The sequence below is a fragment of the Azospirillum sp. HJ39 genome, assembly GCF_041507355.1.
Classification (GTDB): domain Bacteria; phylum Pseudomonadota; class Alphaproteobacteria; order Azospirillales; family Azospirillaceae; genus Azospirillum; species Azospirillum thiophilum.
Map to the genome: position 1 here is coordinate 2,724,962 of NZ_CP167911.1, position 20,039 is coordinate 2,745,000.

The following is a 20,039-nucleotide window of genomic DNA, read 5'->3' on the forward strand; positions in this document are numbered from 1 at the left end:
CTCAATCGCGCCGCCGCCGCCACCCCTCCGGAAACACGGACGGTCCGATCCGCCGTCAGACCGGCTGGGCCGCCAGCTTCCTGGCGCGGCGGTCGACCAGCCACCAGGCGCCGCGGGAGGCCAGCGTGCACAGGCGGGTGTGCGGCTTCAGCCCGCAGGCCTTGAACACCATGGCGACGGCCCGGTCGACATGCTTGCGGCGGTAGCGGCCATAGGCGCGGCGCATGTAGGCGGCGTTGTAGAGCTTGTGCTCGTAGGCGGCCTCGGCCGGGGCGTTGGCGGCATAATAGGCATAGGCCAGCTCATCGTCCTCGGACTCGCCGATGCGCGACAGGGCGACCTTCAACCGCTGGAACTTGTTGAGCCCTTCACGCTCCAGATACTTCTTGGCATAGATGTAGAAGATCTTGTAGTGGCGCAGCTCGTCGGCGGCGATGTTGCGGCAGATCTCCTTCAGCACCGGCTCGTCGGTCGAATCGCCGATGGCGGCATAGTAGGAGCTGGTGCCGGTCTCGACCATGCAGCGGGCGATCATCTCGCCGGTGCGCGAACCGCGGACCGAGGCGTCGAGCTCGATCGGCACCCGGTAGCCGGCACGGAACCGTTCGACCGCCCCCCGGAAATCGAAGGCCGGGTCGATCAGCTCGGCCCAGCGGCCCAGCGCCTCGCCATGCTGCACCTCCTCCTCCGCCCAGACATGGGCGACCTCCTGGAACTCGGCATCGTCCTTGAAGACGTTGCAGAGATAGGCGGTGTAGTCGTGGGCGTTGAACTCGACCAGCGCCGCCGCCTTGATCAGTGGGACCAGGTCGGGATCGACCTGGCTGGCATCGAAAAGGTCCCAGGGAAGCTCGTCGATCCGCCAGTGAGCACGCGCCATGTCCGCTCTATCCGCCTCGTTCGGGGCCGCACCGGTGGCGGCCGTGGTCAATGTCCCGGGGGGGCCGGCCTTCGAATGTAATCGCTCTTTGGAGGGATGCAACCGACTCGCAACGCGAACGGGCGGCCTGGATACCCAAGCCGCCCGTTCGACTGAAGGACTCTGCGCCGTTTGCCCGGGACTTTCCCGGCCCAGCTCCGCTCAGTGGGCGGACGACTGGCTGAGCGCCTCCAGCTTGGCGCGCGCGACGGCCAGCTTGGCCTCGGCGGTGGCCCGCTCGGCATCCGACTTGCTGTCGTCCAGATCCTCGGACAGGTCCTTGATCTGCTGCTCGACCGCGCCGCGGTTCAGGTCGGCCAAAGCCACCGCTTCCTCGGCCAGCACGGTGCAGCGGGCCTCGGTGACCTCGGCGAAGCCGCCGGCGACGAACACGCGGTCGACGATGCGGTCGCCCTCATAGACGTCGATGACACCCGGACGCACGGTCGAGATCATCGGCGAATGACCGGCGAGCACGCCGAAATCGCCTTCCGAACCCGGCACCACGACCATGTCCACGGGCTGCGACTTCAGCAGCTTTTCCGGCGAGACCAGCTCGAATTCGACTTTATCGGCCATGGGTTTCCTGGTGCCTCTTCATAGGAACCCCCTCCCCCGTTACGGGAGGGAGGGGGTATGCTGATGTCGATTCCCGTCCGGCCGCGCCCCTCTCGGGATCGGGCCGGGCCGGGATGCCGCGATCCCGGAGGGGATCAGGCGGCGGCCAGCTTCTTGGCCTTGGCGATCGCCTCGTCGATGGTGCCGACCATGTAGAAGGCGGCCTCCGGCAGGTGATCGTAGTCGCCGTTCACGATGCCCTTGAAGCCCTTGATGGTGTCTTCCAGGCTGACCAGCACGCCCGGCGTGCCGGTGAACACCTCGGCGACGTGGAACGGCTGCGACAGGAAGCGCTGGATCTTGCGGGCGCGGGCGACGACCAGCTTGTCCTCTTCCGACAGCTCGTCCATGCCCAGGATGGCGATGATGTCCTGCAGCGACTTGTAGGTCTGCAGAACCTTCTGGACCGAACGGGCGACCTGATAGTGCTCCTCACCGACGACGCGCGGGTCGAGGATGCGGCTGGTCGAGTCGAGCGGGTCCACGGCCGGGAAGATGGCCATTTCGGCGATCGAGCGCGACAGCACCGTGGTGGCGTCCAGGTGGGCGAAGGAGGCGGCCGGGGCCGGGTCGGTCAGATCGTCGGCGGGCACGTAGATGGCCTGCACCGAGGTGATCGAACCCTTCTTCGTCGAGGTGATGCGCTCCTGCAGGGCGCCCATGTCGGTGCCCAGCGTCGGCTGGTAGCCCACCGCCGACGGGATGCGGCCCAGCAGCGCCGACACTTCCGAACCGGCCTGGGTGAAGCGGAAGATGTTGTCGACGAAGAACAGCACGTCCTGGCCTTCCTCATCGCGGAAATACTCCGCGAGGGTCAGGCCGCTCAGCGCGACGCGGGCGCGGGCGCCCGGCGGCTCGTTCATCTGGCCGTACACCAGGGCCACCTTGGAGCCCGGGCCGTCGAGCTTGATGACGCCCGACTCGATCATCTCGTGATAGAGGTCGTTGCCCTCGCGGGTGCGCTCGCCGACGCCGGCGAACACCGACACGCCGCCGTGGGCCTTGGCGACGTTGTTGATCAGCTCCATGATCGTCACGGTCTTGCCGACGCCGGCGCCGCCGAACAGGCCGATCTTGCCGCCCTTGGCGTAGGGGGCCAGCAGGTCGATGACCTTGATGCCGGTGATCAGCACTTCGGCGTCGGTCGACTGGTCGACGAAGTCCGGGGCCGAGCGGTGGATCGGCAGCGAGTGGGCGGCGTTGACCGGGCCACGCTCGTCGATCGGCTCGCCGATGACGTTGATGATGCGGCCCAGCGTCTCCGGCCCGACCGGCATCGTGATCGGCGCGCCGGTGTCCGAAACCTCCGCACCACGCACCAGACCGTCGGTGCTGTCCATGGCGATGGTGCGGACCGTGCTCTCGCCCAGGTGCTGCGCCACTTCCAGAACGAGGGTCTTGCCGTCGTTCTGGGTGTGCAGCGCGTTCAGGATCGACGGCAGGTCGCCGTCGAACTGCACGTCCACGACGGCGCCCGTGACCTGCGTGATCTTGCCGACAGAATTGGTGGTGGCCATGGAGTAAAGCTCCCTAGGAACTCGGTAAGTGTCGGTATGCCGTCGCCGGCGCAAATGGGCTTGGCCCTACAGGTCGGATGCGGCGTTACAGGGCCTCGGCACCGGAGATGATCTCGATCAGCTCCTTGGTGATGTAGGCCTGGCGCGTCCGGTTGTAGGTGATCGTCAGCTTGTTGATCATGTCGCCGGCGTTGCGCGTCGCATTGTCCATCGCGGTCATCCGGGCGCCCTGTTCGGACGCGGCGCTCTCCAGGAGGGCGCGGTAGATCTGGATCGACAGGTTGCGCGGCAGCAGTTCGGCGAGGATCTGCTCCTCGTCCGGCTCGAACTCGTAGATCGCCTTGGCTTCGTCCGATGCGGCGGCCTGCGCCGACGCCGGGGGGGCGAAGGGAATGAGCTGCTGAACCGTCACGATCTGCGAGATCGCCGACTTGAACTTGTTGAAGACGACCGAGCAGACGTCGAACTCGCCGGCGTCGAACATCGCCAGCACCTTCGACGCGACCATGTCGGCATCGGCGAAGCCGAGACGGCGGCGGCCGACATCCTCGTAGCTCTCGACGATCAGCGAGGAGAATTCGCGCTTCAGCTGGTCGCGGCCCTTGCGGCCCACGGTCAGCAGCTTCACGGTCTTGCCCGCGCCCTGCAGGCGGGCGATCTGACGCTTGGCCTCGCGGACGATGGAGCCGTTGAAGGCGCCGCACAGGCCGCGGTCGGAGCTGATGACGACCAGCAGATGCACCTTGTCGGCGCCCGTCCCGGTCATCAGCTTCGGCCCGTTGCCGCTGTCCTGCACGTTGGCGGCCAGCGACGACAGCATGCGGCCCATACGCTCCGCGTAGGGACCGCTGGCTTCCGCCTGCTCCTGGGCGCGGCGCAGCTTGGAAGCCGCGACCATCTTCATGGCCGAGGTGATCTTGCGCGTCGACTGGACGCTCGCGATCCGGTTCTTTAGGTCCTTGAGGTTAGGCATGCCGGCCCTTCAATTCCGCTCGAGGTCGTTCCGTGCCCGTCGTCCGACGGTGGGGGGCGGTTTCCCGCCCCCGCGCGGTCGGTCAGGCGAAGACCTTGGCGAAGCCGTCGAGGAACGCCTTCAGCTTCTCTTCGGTCGCCGGGGTGATCTGCTTGTCGGTGCGGATCGCCGCCAGGATATCGGCGCCCTTGGCGCGGATCTCCGACAGGAACTTGGCCTCGAAGCGGTTCACGTCCTCGACGCGGATGGCGTCCAGGTAGCCCTTCACGCCGGCGAAGATCGACACGACCTGCTCTTCGACCGGCAGCGGCTGGAACTGGCCCTGCTTCAGCAGCTCGGTCAGGCGGGCGCCGCGGGCCAGCAGGCGCTGGGTCGAGGCGTCGAGGTCCGAGGCGAACTGGGCGAAGGCGGCCATCTCGCGGTACTGCGCGAGTTCCATCTTGATGGTGCCGGCGACCTGCTTCATCGCCTTGATCTGGGCGGCGGAGCCGACGCGGCTCACCGACAGGCCGACGTTGATGGCAGGGCGGATGCCCTTGTAGAACAGGCCGGTTTCCAGGAAGATCTGACCGTCGGTGATCGAGATCACGTTGGTCGGGATGTAGGCGGACACGTCGCCGGCCTGGGTTTCGATGACCGGCAGGGCGGTCAGCGAGCCGTTGCCATGGGCGTCGCCCATCTTGGCGGCGCGCTCGAGCAGGCGAGAGTGGAGGTAGAACACGTCGCCCGGATAGGCTTCGCGGCCCGGCGGACGGCGGAGCAGCAGCGACATCTGGCGGTAGGCGACGGCCTGCTTGGACAGATCGTCGTACACGATCAGGGCGTGCATGCCGTTGTCACGGAAATACTCGCCCATCGTGCAGCCGGTGTACGGCGCCAGGAACTGCAGCGGAGCCGGCTCCGACGCGGTGGCGGCGACGACGATGGAGTATTCCATGGCGCCGGCGTCTTCCAGGGTCTTGACGATCTGGGCGACGGTCGAACGCTTCTGGCCGACGGCAACGTAGATGCAGTAGAGCTTCTTGCTCTCGTCGTCGCCCTGGTTGATCGGCTTCTGGTTCAGGAAGGTGTCGATGACGACGGCGGTCTTGCCGGTCTGGCGATCGCCGATGATCAGCTCGCGCTGGCCGCGCCCGATCGGAACCAGGCTGTCGACGGCCTTCAGGCCGGTCTGCATCGGCTCGTGCACCGACTTGCGCGGGATGATGCCGGGGGCCTTGACCTCGACGCGCTTGCGCTCGACGTTGACCAGCGGACCCTTGCCGTCGATCGGGTTGCCCAGGCCGTCGACCACGCGGCCCAGCAGGCCGCGGCCGACGGGGACGTCCACGATGGTGCCGGTGCGCTTGACGACGTCGCCTTCCTTGATGCCGCGGTCGTCGCCGAAGATCACGATGCCGACATTGTCGGTCTCGAGGTTCAGCGCCATGCCCTGCAGGCCACCCGGAAACTCGACCATCTCGCCGGCGCGGACGTTGTCCAGGCCGTGCACGCGGGCGACGCCGTCACCCACCGACAGGACCTGACCAACCTCGGCGACATCCGCCTCGGTCCCGAAATTCGCGATCTGCTGCTTGAGGATCGCAGAGATTTCTGCGGCGCGGATATCCATCAGACTGATCCCCCTGAGGCCTTCATGGCGAGTTGCAATTTGTTCAGCTTCGTTCGCACCGAGGTATCGACCATGCGCGAGCCGAACTTAACGATCATGCCGCCGATCAGCTCGGGATCGACGGAGGTGTTCACCAGCACCTTGGAACCGATGGACGCCTTGAGCGCGTCGATCACGGCGGCGCGCTGGGCGTCGCTCAGCGGCTGGGCCGAGGTGACGTGGGCGGTGACCTCGCCGCGGCGGCGCGCCAGCTCGGCCAGGAAGCCCTCGATCATGCCGTCGATCGCGAACAGGCGGCGATTGGACGCCACCAGCCCGATGAAGCGCTTGGTCAGGTCCGACAGGCCGGCGCTGTCAAGGACGGCGGCCATGGCCTTGCCCTGGTCGGCGCGGCTGATGACGGGGCTGCGGACGAGGCGACGGAGGTCAGCGCTCTCGGCCAGGATCTGCTTCAGCGTGGCCAGATCGCTCGCGACCGTGTCCAACGCCTGGTTTTCGTCCGCAAGCTCGAACAGCGCGATGGAGTAACGCGCGGCGAGTTCGGATACGCCTGTTCCTTCGGATGCCACCTGATCCCTCGAATTGAGTTCGGTAGACGGTGAATTCGGCGGCCTTATAGGGTGTCAACCCGAGGCACAAACACCCCGGCCGCGAAAGCGAGCGGTCCAATATCACAGGAATCGCGCCTACGCAACGGTGTCTGGACAATTTGACTGCGGCGTTTTGAGCAACTGCGGAATCATTGGTCGCAATTGCGTTCGCCAAGGACTCGAGTCGCGTTCGACTGGTCATACCGGCTGTGACTTCGAAGTGGCCCTGACTCCGGCTTAATTCAAGGTTAACCAATCTGATCCAGGGTCGGACCACGTCGCGCGGGGGGATGCTCCGGTCCCCCTTCCGGCCGCTTCGCCGCCGCCGCGTCCCGTTTCCCAGAGCCGGTTCCTCGGTTCGTCCCACCCGCATCCGGTCAACGAGACCAAGGGCCTCCCCCATGACGATCCTGCCGACGACCGACACCGCCGCCGCAGCCGACGCCGGTGCCGACGCCGGTGCCGATACCGGCACCCACCCGGCCGGACGCTCCCCCGATCGGGCCGCCGAACGGCCGTCGAACGTCGTCCAGTTCTGCCGCGCCCGCTTCACGCCGGAGGATCTGGACGCCTTCGCCGCGGTCGCCGGGCCGAAGCTGGGCAACGGCCATTGGGTCGGCGTGCTGCGCGAGTCGGGGCGCGACCATGACCGGTTGCTGGTGCTGCTGCCCGAGGTCGACCACCCCGTCTTCCGCTTCGAACGCGATGCCAAGGGCCGCTACAGCCTCTCCTTCCATGACCGGTCCGGCTGGTACGGCATCGGCGGCGGCGACAGTGCAGCCGAATGCCTGTCGATCTGGCGCCCGCGCCGGCCGAAGGGACCGTGATCCCCCGCCGGGCTGCAACGAGGCTCGCAATTTTCGCCATGTAAAAAATGTCGCGCGGCAGCATGCCGAGCCGGTTCCATGGACGAAGACCATCCTCCCGGCAGTCACGCCCGCCGCCCCCGGCTGCAAGCCCGGCGGCATGTTCAGCGATACACCCCGACCGCCAGCATGTAGGGCTTGCCGTTCAGGACCAGGCGGCGGGCATGCATCGTCTTGCGCGCGACCTGCCCGGTCAGCGGATCGATCCACTGATAGGTGACATCGGTCCGCCCGGCGAGGGCCACGCCGTCCAGCGCATCGAGGATGAAGGGCTTGCCGTCGACGTCGCGCAGATCCTTCAGGTTCGATCCGTTCAGCGTCGCGGTCCAGCCATGGGCGATCATCACGCCCTTGTCGTCCAGCAGCATCGGGTAGAGGTCGCGGTCCATGAAAGCGCTATCATGGCCGGCAAAGGCTTCGGGCGCCGCATCCGGACCGATCCGCTCCAGCAGCTGCTGGGCGCGGTCGATCATCCTCAGCGCCTCCGCATCGGTGCCACGGGTGCTGGCCGGAGCGCCGGCGGCGAAGGCGATGACCGCCAGCAGCAGCAGGACCGGCAGCACGGTCAGCAGGGTTTGACGCTGAACGCGCAGACGGAGCTTCGAGATCAAGCCGGCCATGAGCTGGACCCTGTCGCGGGAAATGTTTCGATCCGGAACCATTCCAACCGTGGTAATACCGTGTTTCGTCGCGCGCAATGGACCAAACGTCACAGGTGCCATGCCCGGCCGCCGCCGCGGCCGGGGCGGGTCAATTCGCCGCAGCCTCTTCCGCCGGCATCGCCGACGCCTGCCCATCACCTTAAGCTCATCGCCTACAGAAAGCTGTAGGGGTCGACATCGATCTGGACCCGGATGGCCGGCGGGATCTCCACCCGGTCCAGCCACTCCGCGATCAGCGGCTGCACCTGGGTGCTGCGCGGCGCCTTCAGCAGCAGGCGGCGGCGGTAGCGGCCGCGCAGCAGCGACAGCGGCGCCGGGGCCGGGCCCAGCACATGGACCGTCTCGCTGCGAGGCGCGGCGCGGCCCAGCGCCATCGCCACCCGCTCCACCAGCGTCGGATCCTCGCCGGACACGATCAGCGCCGCCAGCCGGCCGAAGGGCGGCATGCCGGCCTCCAGCCGCATCTCCGCCTCCAGCCGGTAGAAACCGTCGCGGTCGCCGGCGGCCAGGGCCTGCATCACCGGATGTTCGGGCATGAAGGTCTGCAGCATCACCCGGCCCGGCCGCTCGCCACGCCCGGCGCGTCCGGCCACCTGATGCAGCAGCTGGTAGGTGCGCTCGGCCGCCCGCAGGTCGCCGCCGTTCAGGCCGAGGTCGGCGTCGACCACCCCCACCAGCGTCAGCATCGGGAAATGGTGGCCCTTCGCCATCACCTGGGTGCCGATGATGATGTCCAGCTCGTGCCGGCCGATGCTCTCCACCATCTCCTGGATGGCCCGCGGGCCATGCAGGGTGTCGGACGCCATGATGGCGGCGCGCGCCTCGGGGAACAGCTCCGCCACCTCCTCGGCGATGCGCTCCACCCCGGGACCGCAGGCGGCCATGGTGCCCTCCTCGCCGCACTCCGGGCAGGCGTGGGGCAGCGGCTGCTGCAGGCCGCAATGGTGGCATTGCAGCTTGCGGGCGAGCCGGTGCTCGACCAGCCATGCCGTGCAGTTCGGGCATTGCATGCGGTGGCCGCAGGCGCGGCACAGGGTCAGCGGGGCATAGCCGCGGCGGTTCAGGAACAGCATCGCCTGCTCGCCCCCCGCCAGCGTGTCGGTCAGCGCCTTGCGCAGGCTGGGCGCCAGCCAGTGGCGGGCCGGCGGACGGTCGCGCCGCAGGTCGACCAGCTCGACCTCCGGCAGCACGGCGCCGCCATGGCGGGCCGGCAGGGCGATGCGGGCGTAGCGGTGGCTGTCGGCGTTGACCTTGGTCTCCAGCGACGGCGTGGCGGAGACCAGCGCGATGGGCAGCCCGCCGAGATGGGCCCGTGCCACCGCCATGTCGCGGGCGTGGTAGATCGCCCCCTCCTCCTGCTTGTAGGCGGAATCATGCTCCTCATCGACGATGATGACGCCGAGATCCGGGTAGGGCAGGAACAGGGCGGAGCGCGCGCCGACCACCACCGGCACCTCCCCCTTCGCCACCGCACGCCAGGTGTCGCGGCGCTGCGCCCCGGTCAGCTCCGAATGCCATTCGGCCGGCGGCGCGCCGAAGCGGCGGGCGAAGCGGTCGAGCCACTGCGCCGACAGGGCGATCTCCGGCAGCAGCACCAGCGCCTGCTTGCCCTGCTCCAGCGCCGCCGAGATCGCCTCGTAATAGACCTCGGTCTTGCCCGACCCGGTGACGCCGTCGAGCAGCACGGTCGAATAGCGGCCGGAGATCACCCGCTCCCGCAAATCGTCGGCCGCGGCCCGCTGGTCGGGCGACAGGCTGGGGCCGGGGCGGTGCCAGTCCGGCCGGCCGAGCCGGGTCGGCTGCAGCATGACGGGCTCCAGCAGCCCGGCCTCCGCCAGCCCGCGCACGACGGTGACGCCGCAGCCGGCCTCCTCCGCCAGCTCCGCCGGGGTGCGCGGCGGGCCGCCGGCCAGCGTGTCGTCGAGCAAGGCCAGGATGCGCCGGCGCGGCTCGGTCATCTTGAAGCCGGGCGGCGCTTGGGCATCGGCCTTGCGCAGATAGGCCAGCATCGGCCTGGGCGGCTCCAGCGCCGCCGGCACGCTGACCGCCATGCGCAGGACGAAGCCCGGCGGTGTCATGGTGTAGGCCGCGACCCAGTCGACGAAGCGGCGGGCAACGTCGGTCATCGGCGGGGCGTCGAACTTGCGGACCACCGCCTTCAGCCGGCCGGACTCCACCGTCCCGGCCCCCGGCCCCCAGACGACGCCGATCACCCGGCGCGGCCCGAGCGGCACCTCGACATAATCGCCGGGACCGAGATCCATGCCGTCGGGAATGCGGTAGTCGTAGGCCTCGCGCAGCGGCAGGGGCAGCAGCACGGCGACGCGCCGGTCAGGCGCCGCCGGCCTGGGTTTGGCTGCCGCCGGCTTGGATTTGGCCCCGGATCGGGCGGATTCCGGCATGGAATCGTCTTCGGGTCGCGCCGAACCGGGCGTATCCCCAAGAAGATCCCCCTGGACGCCCGGGGCGGAACTGGCGGAAGTCTCACGCATCGGCTAGAGTGGCCTCATGTCCCGGGCACCGGGCGGGACGGCGCGTCGGTCAGCTTTCCGGCGCGGCCGGTTCCGGTCAACATCAGCAAGCATGGACCCTTCGTCATGAAGTTCTTCGTCGACACCGCCGACATCGCCGAGATCCGCGATCTGGCCGACAGCGGCCTGCTGGACGGTGTTACCACCAACCCCTCCCTGATCGCCAAGTCCGGCCGTCAGTTCCTCGATCTCGTGGCCGAGATCTGCGAGGTCGTCAACGGCCCGGTCAGCGCCGAGGTCGCATCCACCGATTTCGAGACCATGCTCGCCGAAGCCCACAAGATCGCCAAGATCTCCCATCGCGTCGCGGTGAAGGTGCCGCTGACCCCGGCCGGGCTCAAGGTCTGCAAGATCATCTCGTCCGAAGGGACGATGGTCAACGTCACCCTGTGCTTCTCCCCCGCCCAGGCGATCCTGGCGGCCAAGGCCGGCGCCAGCTTCGTGTCGCCCTTCGTCGGCCGGCTGGACGACATCGGCCAGGATGGCATGGGCATCATCAAGGACATCTGCGAGATCTATAACAACTACGACGCTTTCAAGACCGAAGTTCTGGTGGCGTCGATCCGCAACCCGATGCACATCGTCAAGGCCGCCCGCCTGGGCGCCCATGTGGTGACCGCGCCGGCATCGGTGCTGAAGCAGCTGTTCAACCACCCGCTGACCGACAAGGGCCTCTCCCAGTTCGTCGAGGACTGGAAGAAGACCAGTCAGTCGATCCTGTAAGGCGGGCCGGAGCGATCATGGCCGACATGGGCCGCGAACCGGGCCCCCCCTCCCGCCGGACGCCGGCGCTCTCATCCGAGGATGTGCGCGCCTATCTGCGGAGCAACCCGGATTTCCTGGCCCAGAACGCCGATCTGGTCCACCACCTGACCCCGCCGTCGGTCGACCGCGGGCGCGGGGTGGTGGACCTCCAGGCCTTCATGGTGGAGCGGCTGCGCGCCGAGGTCCGGACCCTCAAGGACCAGCAGCGCGAGTTGATCGGCACCAGCCGCGCCAACCTGAACAGCCAGAACCGCATCCATGCCGCGGTCCTCTTCCTGCTCGACGCCCAAAGCTTCGAGCAACTGATCCAGACCATCACCACCGACCTGGCGGTGCTTCTCGACCTCGACGTCGCCTGTCTGGTCATCGAATCGAACGGCTCCGACAGTCCGCATGTCCACCGGTCCGGCGTGCGGGTGGTGGAGCCGGGGGCGATCACCGACCGGCTGGGCCGGGCCGACGTGGTGCTGAACACCGACATCCAGGGCGATCCCGAGATCTACGGCCCCGGCGCCGGGCTGGTGCGGTCGGAGGCGCTGATCCGCATCCAGGTCTCCAGCGAGACCCCCGACGGCCTGCTCGCCTTCGGCAGCCGCGAGCCCGACACCTTCCACCGCGGCCAGGGCACCGAGTTGGTGGGCTTCCTCGCCCGCGTCATCGAGCGGGTGATCCGCGGCTGGCTGGAGCTGCCGGCGTGACCGAACCTGTTTTGGGCTTCTCCGCCAAGCCCGACATCCAGGACGTGCTGGCCCACTGGCGGCGCTGGATGGAGAGCGAGAAGGCGGTTTCCCGCCACACCCTGTCGGCCTACACCGCCGACGTGGGCGAGTTCCTGCGCTTCCTCACCGAATTCCGCGGCGGTTCCCCGCCCTCGCTGAACGATCTGGGCGACCTGAAGGCGGCGGATTTCCGCGCCTGGATGTCGCGTCAGGCGATGGACGGTCTGGTCGGGGCCAGCCGGGCCCGCAAGCTGGCGGCGGTTCGCAACCTGTTCCGCTGGCTGGACCGCAGCGGCCGGCTGCACAATCCCGCTGTCGCCACGCTGGCGACCCCCAAGGTCAAGCGCCCGGCCCCGCGCCCGCTGACCGAGATCGACGCCGACCGCCTGCTGGAGGAGGCCGAGCGCGACCGCGAGGATCCCTGGGTCGGCAAGCGCGACCGGGCGCTGTTCACCCTGCTCTACGGCTGCGGCCTGCGCATCTCCGAGGCTTTGGGGCTGGCGCGCAAGGATGCGCCGCTCGGCGACACGCTGCGCGTCACCGGCAAGGGCCGCAAGGACCGCATGATCCCGGTCCTGCCGGCGGTGACGGAGGCGGTGCGCGGCTATCTCGACGCCTGCCCCTTCACGCTGGCGCCCGACGGCCCGCTGTTCGTCGGCACCCGCGGCGGCCGGCTGAACGCCAGCATCGCCCAGCACCAGATGCAGAAGCTGCGCGCCCTGATGGGCATGCCGGACAGCGCCACCCCGCATGCCCTGCGGCACAGTTTCGCAACCCATCTTCTGGCGGATGGCGGCGACCTGCGTGCCATCCAGGACCTGCTCGGCCACGCCTCCCTCTCCACCACCCAGCGTTACACGGACGTGGAGAACGAGCAGCTGATGACCGTGTACCGCAACGCCCATCCCCGGGCGCGCAAGGGCTGACCCCCACAAGGAAAAGGCTCCCCGGCCGAGCGGCGGAGGAGCCTTTTCCTTAAAAAAACCTCGGTCCGATCAGATGTGCAGCGGACGCCCGTCGACCGCCAGGGCAGCTTCCTTGACCGCTTCCGACAGAGTCGGGTGGGCATGGCAGGTGCGGGCGATGTCTTCGGCCGACGCGCTGAACTCCATGGCCAGCACCAGCTCGCCGATCATCTCCGACACGTTCGGGCCGATCATGTGGACGCCCAGCACCTGATCGGTGGCGGCATCCGACAGGATCTTCACGAAGCCGTCGGTCGTGGCGCTGGCGCGTGCGCGGCCGTTCGCCGTGAACGGGAACTTGCCGGCCTTGTAGGCGACGCCCGCGGCCTTCAGCTGCTCTTCGGTCTTGCCGACGGCGGCGACTTCCGGCCAGGTGTAGACGACGCCGGGAACCAGGTCGTGGTTGACATGGCTCTTCTGCCCGGCCAACTGCTCGGCGAGCGCGACACCCTCCTCCTCGGCCTTGTGGGCCAGCATCGGGCCGACCACCACGTCGCCGATGGCGTAGATGCCGGGGACGCTGCTCTGGAAATGGCCGTCGATCTTGACGCGGCCGCGATCCAGCTCGACGCCGACCGCTTCCAGCCCCAGCCCGTCGGTGTAGGGACGGCGGCCGATGGCGACCAGCACGGTGTCGGCCTCGATGGTCTGGGCCGCGCCGCCGGCGGCGGGCTCGACCGTCAGGGTCACGCCGGTCTCGGTCACGGACGCGCCGGTCACCTTGGTGCTCAGCTTGAAGTCCATGCCCTGCTTGGCGAAGATGCGCTGGGCCTGCTTCGACAGCTCGCCGTCCATCGTCGGCAGCACGCGGTCGAGGAACTCGACCACCGTCACCTTGGCGCCCAGGCGGCCCCAGACGGAGCCCAGCTCCAGCCCGATCACGCCGCCGCCGATGACCACCAGATGCTTCGGCACCTCGGCCAGTTCCAGCGCGCCGGTGGAGGACACCACGCGCTTCTCGTCGATGGCGATGCCGGGCAGCGGGGTGACTTCCGAACCGGTGGCGATGACGATGGCCTTCGACGCGGTGACGGTGCCGACGCCTTCGACCTCGACCGTGTTGGCGGCGGTGATCTTGCCGGCGCCCTTCAGCCAGGTGACCTTGTTCTTCTTGAACAGGAATTCGATGCCGCCGACATTGTCCTTAACGACCTTGTCCTTGTGGGACAGCATGCCCGGCAGGTCGAGTTCGACGCCGCCGACCTTGATGCCGAACTTGGCCAGGCCGTGGGCCGCCTCCTCGAACTTCTCCGACGCCGCCAGCAGAGCCTTGGACGGGATGCAGCCGACGTTCAGGCAGGTGCCGCCGAGGGTCCCGCGCTTCTCGACGCAGGCGACCTTGAAACCGAGCTGCGCCGCACGGATCGCGCAGACATACCCGCCGGGACCGCCGCCCACCACGACGACGTCAAAAGTGCTTTCAGCCATGAGAGGCTTTCCTTTCGCCATTCTTGCTCGTTGCCAAAAGCCGTCCCATCCAGCGGGGAGGGCCAGCGGAAAGTGCCGCGGGGCGAGTTATGCCCGCGCTCACGCCCTGTGGCAACGGGACACTTCGTCTCTGGGGCCAGGGCTGCGGATCCGGCAGGTTCTCCCGCCCCATTCGCCGCACCGGAACGCAGGATACCCCTTTTGCGCAACCCCCCTCCCCTTTCGGATCCGGAAACCTTTACTGCCCCGCTTGCGTTCCAGGTGGCATCACATCGCCACCGAAAGGGAGACCACCATGACCACCGTCAAGAAGTTCGCCATGCTCGCCATCCTCGGCTCGCTGCTGGGCACCACGCTGGCCGCCTGCAACACCGTCGAAGGCGCCGGCCAGGACGTGCAGGCCGGCGGCCGCGCCATCGAACGCGGCGCCGACAACGTCCAGAAGAAGATGTAAGGCCAGCGTCGGAAAGTTCCGAGGAAGCGCCGGGACAGGGCGGAACCTCGTCGACATCGCCCGTCCTCGGAAACGTTCGAGCCTACGCAATGCAATGCCGCTGATTCCAATCCGGAATCGGCGGCATTTCCATTTGTACCCGACCGTTCAGGTGCCCAAAGCCACTTCTGGACTGGGCTTATTATCAAATCGCACACTTCCGTAAGTATTTTTCAAGTAACTTGAAGCTAGAAAACCTTCATACCAATTGACTCCTCCATAATTATCAAAATACTTTTGATGCGTGGGATTAATTCATATGAATTCAGTTCCACCATCAAAGGACGATGAATCCTTATTTCAAAGATAAAATTCTTTCTCTTGAACCGCTCTGTCCATCGTAAAGGACCATACTGCCATGACTGAAGGCACCGCCACTGCGCAACCCAATATCCTGATGATCGTCGTCGACCAGTACCGGTATCCACGCTTCTCCTATGGTCCCGATGGCGGGATGGCTGAGCCGCTGAAACAGATCCTGGGGTTCCGGGGCCCTGCGGATATCGGCGACAACGACTACGCCCGGTATTTCCCGGGCCTGACCCGCCTGCGCAGGAATGCAGTGGCCCTGCACAACCATACCATCGCGTCCAGCGCCTGCACCCCCAGCCGGGCGGTGATGTTCACCGGCCAGTACGGCACCCGGACCGGCGTGACCCAGACCGACGGCATGTTCAAGGACGGCAACGCGCCGCACTTCCCGTGGCTCCGGGCCGACGGCTATCCCACCCTGGGCCATTGGATGCGGGCGATCGGCTACTCCTCCCATTATTTCGGCAAATGGCATGTCAGCGATCCGCCCGGCCATTCGCTGGACCGCTTCGGCTTCGCCGATTGGGAACTGTCCTATCCCGAACCCCATGGGGCGGCCATCAACAATCTGGGCATCTACCGCGACCCTGGGTTCGCCGACAACGCGTGCCTGTTCCTGCGCCGTCGCGGGCTGGCGCAGCCTTACAATTACGGGACTTCGGCGGACGAGGCGCGTATCGGCGACGGTACCCAGGCGACCGATGCGGCCAAGCGTCCCTGGTTCGCGGTGATGTCCTTCACCAACCCCCACGACATCGCCACCTATCCGACGGTGATCTCCCAGGCATTGCCCCCGACTGCCGCACAGGATTCGTCCCGAAAGAGCCAGCCGGTGTTCGGTCCGCTCGATGTCCCCGACCAGGGGCAGGCATCGCACATGCCGGTCGAAGGCACCATGACGATACCGCTCAATCCGCAGGGGTTCCCCCAGGACTGTGCCGGCACCATCCCCACCTGGAACGAGGATCTGTCGACCAAGCCGTCCTGCCAGTTCGACGCGGCCTACAAGATCGGGCTCGCCCTGTCCGCCAAGGCGAGCCACGGCGCCGTCAGCGCCGGCGGTGGCGACGACAAGGAGGCCGATACCGGCATCGGGGAGGATGAATGGGCGGCCGCGGTGGCCCTGGCCCTCAAATTCTCCATCCCATTCCAGCTTTCCGAAGACCCTGAGGGCTACAGCATCCAGTTCCTGCAATTCTATGCCTGGCTGCATTCGCAGGTCGACCCCCAGATCGACCGCGTGCTCCAGACTCTGGAGGACACCGGTCAGGCCGAGAATACCATCGTGCTTTTCGTTGCCGACCACGGCGAGTTGGGCGCCGCCCACAACATGATGCTGGAAAAATGGCATGTCGCCTATCAGGAGGCGGTGCATGTGCCGATGGTCGTGCGGTTTCCGCAGTCGATGCGCAAGGACGGCACGCTGAGGCATGTGGATGCCGTGACCAGCCACGCCGACCTCGTGCCGACCGTTCTGGGGCTGACCGGTGTCGGGCGGGACGTCCTGGTCGAGGCGGAAGCCAGACTGTCCGAACGGCACAGCATGGCGCCGCTGCCCGGCGTCGATTTGACCCCGGTGCTGAAGGCACCCGGCACGGCGGTCACCTACCCCGATGGAACGGAACGCGAAGGGGTGCTGTTCATCACGGACGACGAGGTGACCCAAACCGCGGCAGGCGGCGAACGCGATTATCATGAGGCGTACGAGGTCTATTGCCGCACGGTGGAGGCCGTCCGCAACGGCGCCTTCAGCATCAAGGGGGTGCCGGATTTGGCCCCCGGCCCGGTGCGCCAGCCCAACCACATCCGGTGCGTACGCACCAAGGACGCCAAGCTGGTCCGCTATTTCGACCCGTCGAACGAAAGCCGGCAGGAATGGGAGATGTATGATCTCACCAGGGATCCGAACGAAGCGATCAATCTGGTGCAGGTGACGGGACAGACTCCGATCGCGCGCGAGGATCTGGAAAACCTGCCCCCATGGTTCGACAGTGCGACGGTCCAGGCCGACGCCGACCATCTCGCCGCCCTGCTGGCGGAGTTGGAAACGCGCGACTTGGCGATCCCGGAAGCGCAGGTGGCGGCAGCGTAAGCCCAGAATGCACGAACGCCCCGGCTCATTCGAACCGGGGCGTTTTGTGTTTTTGGTTGCGGGGGCAGGATTTGAACCTGCGGCCTTCAGGTTATGAGCCTGACGAGCTACCGGGCTGCTCCACCCCGCGGATGTGTGGTCGATGGAGGTGGATTTTGTGAAGAGCGATTGCGGAGCGCTGGATTTGCGTCTCCTGTGCCTGAGCGACCTGGCGGCGACCTACTCTCCCACGTCTTAAGACGCAGTACCATCGGCGCAGAGGCTTTTCACGGCCGAGTTCGGGATGGGATCGGGTGTTTGACACCTCGCCATGACCACCAGGTCACCGAGGCACAAGACCGACGCCCGCTGCATTGTCCACCGACCTATGATCGGGGGTCATGCTGCGATCCGGAACGCTTCGCAATCTGTCGTGCAAGTGACGAGGGTGTGTATCGAACTGCGGCTTCTGCGTCAAGCAGGCTTGCTGCTGCGCATGGCGCGGTTGTGTGGGGTCGAGATCAAGCCGATCGAGCGATTAGTAAGGCTTAGCTTCGAGCGTCACCGCCCGTCCACATGCCTCCTATCGACGTGATGGTCTGTCACGGCTCTCAAGGGAGCTCTTGTTTAGAGGTGGGTTTCCCGCTTAGATGCTTTCAGCGGTTATCCCGTCCATACTTAGCTACCCGGCCATGCCACTGGCGTGACAACCGGTGCACCAGAGGTATGTCCATCCCGGTCCTCTCGTACTAGGGACAGATCCTCGCAAAACTCCTACACCCACGGCAGATAGGGACCGAACTGTCTCACGACGTTCTAAACCCAGCTCACGTACCACTTTAATCGGCGAACAGCCGAACCCTTGGGACCTGCTCCAGCCCCAGGATGTGATGAGCCGACATCGAGGTGCCAAACGACTCCGTCGATATGGACTCTTGGGAGTCATCAGCCTGTTATCCCCGGCGTACCTTTTATCCGTTGAGCGATGGCCCGTCCACGTGGAGCCACCGGATCACTATGGCCGACTTTCGTCTCTGCTCGACTTGTCAGTCTTGCAGTCAGGCGGGCTTATGCCATTGCACTCGACGAGCGATTTCCGACCGCTCTGAGCCCACCATCGCGCGCCTCCGTTACACTTTGGGAGGCGACCGCCCCAGTCAAACTACCCGCCATGCAGGGTCCCGGGCCCGGATAACGGGCCGCGGTTAGATGCCAGAGATCTCAAGGGTGGTATTTCAAGGTTGGCTCCACCCGGGCTGGCGCCCAGGCTTCCAAGCCTCCCACCTATCCTACACATGAGATCCCTAGCACCACTGCAAAGCTGTAGTAAAGGTGCACGGGGTCTTTCCGTCTGACCGCGGGAACTCCGCATCTTCACGGAGAGTTCAATTTCGCTGAGTTGGTGTTGGAGACAGCGGGGAAGTCGTTACGCCATTCGTGCAGGTCGGAACTTACCCGACAAGGAATTTCGCTACCTTAGGACCGTTATAGTTACGGCCGCCGTTTACCGGGGCTTCAATTCAGAGCTTGCACCCCTCCTCTTAACCTTCCGGCACCGGGCAGGCGTCAGACCCTATACGTCGCCTTGTGTGGCTTCGCAGAGCCCTGTGTTTTTAGTAAACAGTCGCTACCCCCTGGTCTGTGCCCCCCGCCCGTGCTTGCGCACGAACGGGGCCCTCTTCTTCCGAAGTTACGAGGGCAATTTGCCGAGTTCCTTCAACACCATTCTCTCAAGCGCCTGGGTATACTCTACCTGTCCACCTGTGTCGGTTTGGGGTACGGTCTATACGGCGGGGCTATTTCCTGGAACCGGTCCACAGCATGTCCAATCCGATAAGGACATACACGCTTTCCAATCCGTCACCTCCGCCAGGCCCACGACTATTAACGTGGTTCCCATCGACTACGCCTTTCGGCCTCGCCTTAGGGGCCGGCTCACCCTGCGTGGATTAACCTTGCGCAGGAACCCTTGGACTTTCGGCGAGAGTGTTTCTCACACTCTTTGTCGCTACTCATGTCAGCATTCTCACTTCCGATACCTCCAGGCGACCTCACGGCCACCCTTCGCAGGCTTACGGAACGCTCCGCTACCGCGTGATCCTAAGATCACACCCGCAGCTTCGGTACACGGCTTGAGCCCCGATACATTTTCGGCGCAGGCCGGCTTAACTAGACCAGTGAGCTATTACGCTTTCTTTAAAGGATGGCTGCTTCTAAGCCAACCTCCTGGTTGTCATGGCCTTCCCACATCCTTTCCCACTTAGCCGTGATTTGGGGACCTTAGCTGGCGGTCTGGGCTGTTTCCCTCTCGACGATGGACCTTAGCACCCACCGTCTGTCTGCCGCGCTCTGCTTGCGGGTATTCGGAGTTTGGTTAGGTTTGGTAAGGCTCGCGCCCCCCTAGCCCATCCAGTGCTCTACCCCCCGCAGCAATACGCGACGCGCTACCTAAATAGCTTTCGCGGAGAACCAGCTATTTCCTGATTTGATTGGCCTTTCACCCCTAGCCACAGGTCATCTCCGACTTTTTCAACAGGCGTGAGTTCGGTCCTCCAGTGCGTGTTACCGCACCTTCAACCTGCCCATGGCTAGATCATCAGGTTTCGGGTCTAAAGCATGCAACTCGGTCGCCCTATTCAGACTCGCTTTCGCTCCGCCTCCACCTATCGGCTTAAGCTCGCTGCATACTCTAAGTCGCTGACCCATTATACAAAAGGTACGCCGTCACCCCATGAAGAGGCTCCGACTGCTTGTAGGCATCCGGTTTCAGGAACTGTTTCACTCCCCTTGTCGGGGTGCTTTTCACCTTTCCCTCACGGTACTGGTGCACTATCGGTCACTGAGGAGTACTTAGGCTTGGAGGGTGGTCCCCCCATGTTCGGACAGGGTTTCACGTGCCCCGCCCTACTCGAGGATTGCTTCCGGTTTATCCGTACGGGGCTATCACCCGCTATGGCCCGACTTTCCAGACGGTTCCGGTTATGTAGAAGCAATCACT

15 protein-coding genes, 1 tRNA gene and 2 rRNA genes (1 of these 18 cut by a window edge) are annotated in these 20,039 nt (G+C 66.0%); 6 read left to right on the top strand and 12 right to left on the bottom strand.

Annotation, left to right across the window (positions count from 1 at the left end; translation table 11 throughout):
* Nucleotides 1-55: 55 nt before the first annotated feature.
* The 6 genes from ABMY26_RS26285 to ABMY26_RS26310 all read right to left on the bottom strand — a co-directional run bounded on the left by ABMY26_RS26285 (nucleotide 56) and on the right by ABMY26_RS26310 (nucleotide 6,208).
* Nucleotides 56-880, bottom strand: coding sequence for a ferritin-like domain-containing protein (locus ABMY26_RS26285; RefSeq protein WP_372397518.1), 825 nt, complete (start codon nucleotides 878-880; stop codon nucleotides 56-58).
* Between the two features lie 201 nt (nucleotides 881-1,081).
* On the bottom strand, nucleotides 1,082-1,498 hold the full coding sequence (locus ABMY26_RS26290) for a F0F1 ATP synthase subunit epsilon (RefSeq protein WP_372397519.1): 417 nt from the start codon (nucleotides 1,496-1,498) through the stop codon (nucleotides 1,082-1,084).
* A gap of 134 nt (nucleotides 1,499-1,632) precedes the next feature.
* Nucleotides 1,633-3,054: a F0F1 ATP synthase subunit beta gene (gene atpD, locus ABMY26_RS26295; RefSeq protein ID WP_372397520.1), complete on the bottom strand. Its 1,422-nt coding sequence runs from the start codon at nucleotides 3,052-3,054 to the stop codon at nucleotides 1,633-1,635.
* An 85-nt stretch (nucleotides 3,055-3,139) separates the two neighbouring features.
* Complete coding sequence (locus ABMY26_RS26300; protein ID WP_372397521.1) at nucleotides 3,140-4,027, bottom strand: F0F1 ATP synthase subunit gamma; 888 nt, start codon at nucleotides 4,025-4,027, stop codon at nucleotides 3,140-3,142.
* Nucleotides 4,028-4,109: 82 nt separating this feature from the next.
* The gene (atpA, locus tag ABMY26_RS26305; RefSeq protein ID WP_045581030.1) at nucleotides 4,110-5,639 is read right to left on the bottom strand and encodes a F0F1 ATP synthase subunit alpha; all 1,530 of its coding nucleotides are present in this window, start codon (nucleotides 5,637-5,639) and stop codon (nucleotides 4,110-4,112) included.
* A complete protein-coding gene (locus tag ABMY26_RS26310) occupies nucleotides 5,639-6,208 on the bottom strand; it encodes a F0F1 ATP synthase subunit delta (protein ID WP_372397522.1) in 570 nt (189 codons plus the stop codon). The genes atpA and ABMY26_RS26310 overlap by 1 nt, the downstream gene beginning before the upstream one ends.
* Nucleotides 6,209-6,630: 422 nt before the next feature.
* On the opposite strand from ABMY26_RS26310, the gene ABMY26_RS26315 reads away from it, so the two are divergent.
* Complete coding sequence (locus tag ABMY26_RS26315; RefSeq protein WP_372397523.1) at nucleotides 6,631-7,056, top strand: hypothetical protein; 426 nt, start codon at nucleotides 6,631-6,633, stop codon at nucleotides 7,054-7,056.
* A gap of 143 nt (nucleotides 7,057-7,199) precedes the next feature.
* Here ABMY26_RS26315 and ABMY26_RS26320 read toward each other — a convergent pair whose 3' ends face one another.
* A complete protein-coding gene (locus ABMY26_RS26320; protein WP_372397524.1) occupies nucleotides 7,200-7,715 on the bottom strand; it encodes a cache domain-containing protein in 516 nt (171 codons plus the stop codon).
* Nucleotides 7,716-7,909: 194 nt separating this feature from the next.
* Complete coding sequence (locus ABMY26_RS26325) at nucleotides 7,910-10,159, bottom strand: primosomal protein N' (protein ID WP_372397525.1); 2,250 nt, start codon at nucleotides 10,157-10,159, stop codon at nucleotides 7,910-7,912.
* Nucleotides 10,160-10,354: 195 nt separating this feature from the next.
* On the opposite strand from ABMY26_RS26325, the gene fsa reads away from it, so the two are divergent.
* Genes fsa through ABMY26_RS26340 form a run of 3 tightly spaced genes read left to right on the top strand, consistent with a single transcriptional unit; the run spans nucleotide 10,355 to nucleotide 12,698 of the window.
* Entirely contained in the window at nucleotides 10,355-11,011 is a 657-nt protein-coding gene (gene fsa / locus ABMY26_RS26330) for a fructose-6-phosphate aldolase (protein WP_372397526.1), read from the top strand.
* Nucleotides 11,012-11,028: 17 nt separating this feature from the next.
* On the top strand, nucleotides 11,029-11,751 hold the full coding sequence (locus ABMY26_RS26335; protein WP_372397527.1) for a DUF484 family protein: 723 nt from the start codon (nucleotides 11,029-11,031) through the stop codon (nucleotides 11,749-11,751).
* Nucleotides 11,748-12,698 (top strand): tyrosine recombinase XerC, encoded by a 951-nt coding sequence (locus tag ABMY26_RS26340; RefSeq protein WP_372397528.1) that lies wholly within the window; start codon nucleotides 11,748-11,750, stop codon nucleotides 12,696-12,698. Before ABMY26_RS26335 ends, ABMY26_RS26340 begins: the two co-directional genes overlap by 4 nt.
* Before the next feature lie 69 nt (nucleotides 12,699-12,767).
* Here the strand turns inward: ABMY26_RS26340 and lpdA are convergent, their stop codons facing one another.
* Nucleotides 12,768-14,165 (bottom strand): dihydrolipoyl dehydrogenase, encoded by a 1,398-nt coding sequence (gene lpdA, locus ABMY26_RS26345; protein WP_372397529.1) that lies wholly within the window; start codon nucleotides 14,163-14,165, stop codon nucleotides 12,768-12,770.
* A gap of 295 nt (nucleotides 14,166-14,460) precedes the next feature.
* Here lpdA and ABMY26_RS26350 point away from each other — a divergent pair, with 295 nt between their 5' ends.
* Together ABMY26_RS26350 and ABMY26_RS26355 are read left to right on the top strand one after the other, a co-directional pair.
* On the top strand, nucleotides 14,461-14,619 hold the full coding sequence (locus tag ABMY26_RS26350) for an entericidin A/B family lipoprotein (RefSeq protein WP_045581038.1): 159 nt from the start codon (nucleotides 14,461-14,463) through the stop codon (nucleotides 14,617-14,619).
* Nucleotides 14,620-15,016: 397 nt separating this feature from the next.
* Nucleotides 15,017-17,062 (top strand): sulfatase-like hydrolase/transferase, encoded by a 2,046-nt coding sequence (locus ABMY26_RS26355; RefSeq protein ID WP_372397530.1) that lies wholly within the window; start codon nucleotides 15,017-15,019, stop codon nucleotides 17,060-17,062.
* A 53-nt stretch (nucleotides 17,063-17,115) separates the two neighbouring features.
* Here the strand turns inward: ABMY26_RS26355 and ABMY26_RS26360 are convergent.
* The 3 genes from ABMY26_RS26360 to ABMY26_RS26370 all read right to left on the bottom strand — a co-directional run.
* Nucleotides 17,116-17,192 (bottom strand) — tRNA-Met (locus tag ABMY26_RS26360).
* Nucleotides 17,193-17,268: 76 nt separating this feature from the next.
* Nucleotides 17,269-17,384: ribosomal RNA gene (rrf, locus tag ABMY26_RS26365) — 5S ribosomal RNA — on the bottom strand.
* A gap of 174 nt (nucleotides 17,385-17,558) precedes the next feature.
* Nucleotides 17,559-20,039: ribosomal RNA gene (locus ABMY26_RS26370) — 23S ribosomal RNA — on the bottom strand; it runs 265 nt beyond the window's last position.